The following is a 3,230-nucleotide window of genomic DNA, read 5'->3' as shown; positions in this document are numbered from 1 at the left end:
ATAAGTGCCTGACGATGACCTACTCTCACATGGAGAAACTCCACACTACCATCGGCGCTAAGCGGTTTCACTTCCGAGTTCGGCATGGGATCGGGTGGTTCACGCTCGCTATGGTCGTCAGGCGAAACGGTGGCATCTTGCGATGCCTGAGTCTCGAGGCTTTTGGCCTCGCGACTCGCAATATGAATCATGCTGACCGATATGTCTCGATCCTGTCGCAATCCCGGCGTTTGCCTGCGCAAACCCCTTGGGTGTTATATGGTCAAGCCTCACGGGCAATTAGTACTGGTTAGCTCAACACATTGCTGTGCTTCCACACCCAGCCTATCAACCTTGTAGTCTTCAAGGGCCCTTCAGGAGGCGCAAGGCCTCAGGGAAGTCTCATCTTGAAGGGGGCTTCCCGCTTAGATGCTTTCAGCGGTTATCCCGTCCGAACGTAGCTACCGGGCAATGCCATTGGCATGACAACCCGAACACCAGAGGTTCGTCCACTCCGGTCCTCTCGTACTAGGAGCAGCTCTTCTCAAACTTCCGACGCCCACGGCAGATAGGGACCGAACTGTCTCACGACGTTCTAAACCCAGCTCGCGTACCACTTTAAATGGCGAACAGCCATACCCTTGGGACCGACTTCAGCCCCAGGATGTGATGAGCCGACATCGAGGTGCCAAACACCGCCGTCGATGTGAACTCTTGGGCGGTATCAGCCTGTTATCCCCGGAGTACCTTTTATCCGTTGAGCGATGGCCCTTCCATACAGAACCACCGGATCACTAGAACCTACTTTCGTACCTGCTCGACGTGTCTGTCTCGCAGTCAAGCACCCTTATGCTCTTGCACTCAATGCACGATTTCCAACCGTGCTGAGGGTACCTTCGTGCTCCTCCGTTACTCTTTAGGAGGAGACCGCCCCAGTCAAACTACCCACCATACACTGTCCTCGATCCGGATAACGGACCTGAGTTAGAACGCCAATGATGTCAGGCTGGTATTTCAAGGTTGGCTCCACCGCATCTGGCGACGTGGTTTCAAAGCCTCCCAGCTATCCTACACAGACAACATCAGCATCCAGTGTAAAGCTATAGTAAAGGTTCACGGGGTCTTTCCGTCTAGCCGCGGGTACACAGCATCTTCACTGCGATTTCAATTTCACTGAGTCTCGGGTGGAGACAGCGTGGCCATCATTACGCCATTCGTGCAGGTCGGAACTTACCCGACAAGGAATTTCGCTACCTTAGGACCGTTATAGTTACGGCCGCCGTTTACCGGGGCTTCGATCAAGAGCTTCGCGTGAGCTAACCCCATCAATTAACCTTCCGGCACCGGGCAGGCGTCACACCCTATACGTCCGCTTGCGCGTTTGCAGAGTGCTGTGTTTTTAATAAACAGTTGCAGCCACCTGGTATCTTCGACCGGTAAGAGCTTACGGAGCAAGTCCTTCACTCGAACCGGTGCACCTTCTCCCGAAGTTACGGTGCCATTTTGCCTAGTTCCTTCACCCGAGTTCTCTCAAGCGCCTTGGTATTCTCTACCTGACCACCTGTGTCGGTTTGGGGTACGGTCGCATGTGATCTGAAGCTTAGAGGCTTTTCCTGGAAGCGTGGCATCGATGACTTCCTGACCGTGGTCAGTTCGTCTCGCATCTCGACCTCAGAGGAACCGGATTTGCCTGATTCCTCGGCCTACATGCTTTCACCAGGACAACCAACGCCTGGCTCACCTAGCCTTCTTCGTCCCCCCATCGCAACCACATCCGGTACGGGAATATTAACCCGTTTCCCATCGACTACGCGTTTCCGCCTCGCCTTAGGGGCCGACTCACTCTGCTCCGATTAACGTAGAACAGAAAACCTTGGTCTTCCGGCGGGGGAGTTTTTCACTCCCCTTATCGTTACTCATGTCAGCATTCGCACTCGTGATACCTCCAGCAGACTTCTCAATCCACCTTCATTGGCTTACACGACGCTCCTCTACCGCTCATCCATAAGGATGAACCCGTAGCTTCGGTACCTGATTTAGCCCCGTTATATCTTCCGCGCAGGCCGACTCGACTAGTGAGCTATTACGCTTTCTTTAAAGGATGGCTGCTTCTAAGCCAACCTCCTAGCTGTCTGAGCCTTCCCACATCGTTTCCCACTTAATCAGGATTTTGGGACCTTAGCTGACGGTCTGGGTTGTTTCCCTTTTCACAACGGACGTTAGCACCCGCTGTGTGTCTCCCACGCTGCACTCACTGGTATTCGGAGTTTGCCTCGGGTTGGTAAGTCGGGATGACCCCCTAGCCGAAACAGTGCTCTACCCCCAGCGGTGATACGTGAGGCGCTACCTAAATAGCTTTCGAGGAGAACCAGCTATCTCCGGGCTTGATTAGCCTTTCACTCCGATCCACAGCTCATCCCAGCATTTTTCAACATACTTGGGTTCGGGCCTCCAATTGATGTTACTCAATCTTCACCCTGGCCATGGATAGATCGCCCGGTTTCGGGTCTATACCCTGCGACTGGTCGCCCAGTTAAGACTCGGTTTCCCTACGCCTCCCCTATACGGTTAAGCTCGCCACAGAATATAAGTCGCTGACCCATTATACAAAAGGTACGCGGTCACACCACGAAGGTGCTCCCACTGCTTGTACGCATACGGTTTCAGGATCTATTTCACTCCCCTCGCCGGGGTTCTTTTCGCCTTTCCCTCACGGTACTGGTTCACTATCGGTCAGCCAGGAGTATTTAGCCTTGGAGGATGGTCCCCCCATGTTCAGTCAAGGTTTCTCGTGCCCCGACCTACTCGATTTCACGTGACTCAGACTTCGACTACGGGACTATCACCCTGTATCGTCAAGCTTCCCAGCTTGTTCGTCTGTCAGTTGTCACGCTTAAGGGCTGGTCCCCGTTCGCTCGCCGCTACTTGGGGAATCTCGGTTGATTTCTTTTCCTCCGGGTACTTAGATGTTTCAGTTCCCCGGGTTTGCCTCTATAGGTTATGTATTGGCCTATAGATACTCACCTGATGGTGAGTGGGTTTCCCCATTCGGAAATCGTTGGGTCGCAGGGTATTTGCCACCTCGCCAACGCTTATCGCAGGCTATCACGTCCTTCATCGCCTCTGGCTGCCAAGGCATCCACCGTATGCGCTTAATCGCTTGACCATATAACCCCAAGGGGTCTGTCAAGGATTACGAATCTGTCGGACCTCTCCGACATATCGTTTGATAGACATGCGCTTGGCGCACA

At 53.5% G+C, this 3,230-nt stretch carries 2 rRNA genes; both read right to left on the bottom strand.

What is annotated here, in order from left to right:
* Positions 1-6 precede the first annotated feature (6 nt).
* Positions 7-122, bottom strand: a 5S ribosomal RNA gene (gene rrf / locus IZU87_RS17100).
* A gap of 136 nt (positions 123-258) precedes the next feature.
* A 23S ribosomal RNA gene (locus IZU87_RS17095) occupies positions 259-3,145 on the bottom strand.
* Between the last annotated feature and the right edge of the window lie 85 nt (positions 3,146-3,230).

Source organism: Cobetia sp. MC34 (assembly GCF_018340035.1).
In the GTDB taxonomy this organism is placed as follows: Bacteria; Pseudomonadota; Gammaproteobacteria; order Pseudomonadales; family Halomonadaceae; genus Cobetia; species Cobetia amphilecti.
Note: the sequence above shows the minus strand (reverse complement) of the source record. Positions and strands in the feature narration are given on the sequence as shown.